This window comes from Treponema socranskii subsp. socranskii VPI DR56BR1116 = ATCC 35536, assembly GCF_000468115.1.
GTDB classification, from domain to species: domain Bacteria; phylum Spirochaetota; class Spirochaetia; order Treponematales; family Treponemataceae; genus Treponema_D; species Treponema_D socranskii.
This window is the reverse complement of record NZ_AVQI01000036.1, coordinates 1-692: the sequence shown is the minus strand read 5'-3', so window position 1 is coordinate 692 and position 692 is coordinate 1. Positions and strand designations below refer to the sequence as shown.

General features: G+C 48.0%; 1 protein-coding gene. It reads left to right on the top strand.

The window, feature by feature from the left end:
- On the top strand, window positions 1-692 hold a 692-nt coding region (locus HMPREF0860_RS05520), incomplete at both ends, for a leucine-rich repeat protein (RefSeq protein ID WP_021495573.1).

Here is a 692-nt window from a genome sequence, read left to right as displayed (position 1 = left end):
CCGAAAACACTGCACTCGTCTTTACGGCTTCTCCTGCTGCGGGCTACAAGGTGGAAAAATGGACGGTAAACGGCACGGCCGTACCGGGCAATACCTCAACCACCTACGAGCACACCGTAACACAGGCGGCGAATATACGGGTATCCTTTATATCTTCCGTAGCTATTCCCGATAATTTTACGCTCTCAAACGGTGCAGAGTACAAGGTAGTCGACAAGGAACAAAAGCATGTAATAATGACAAAGCGGGAAAGCGATGCTGGCGGCACTGTCTATACCGTCAATGTAAAGCCCGAATATTCGGGTATTACATACACCCTCACCGGTTTCAGCAAACAATGTATAAGCGACTTCGGCGGTTGGGGGTCGTTAGAAGCGTTTGCGTTAAGCGGTCCGAGTAACTTTTTCAGCGTAGAAGGCGGCGTTTTATTCGATAAAGCTAAAACAAAGTTGATTCGCTATCCGACCGGTAAGGCAGGCACCCCGTATACGGTGCCTGCTTCCGTCAAAGTATTGGGGGATAGCTCTTTTACCGACAGTCACAATCTTACTTCCCTTATTTTGCAGGACGGTCTTACAACGGTAGAAGATTTTGCTTTGCACTTTTGCAGGAATTTACAAACGGTCTACATTCCTTCATCGCTTACTTCCATAGGGGGCTACTTCCTTGCCTTCAGCAAGGTTGAAGATGTC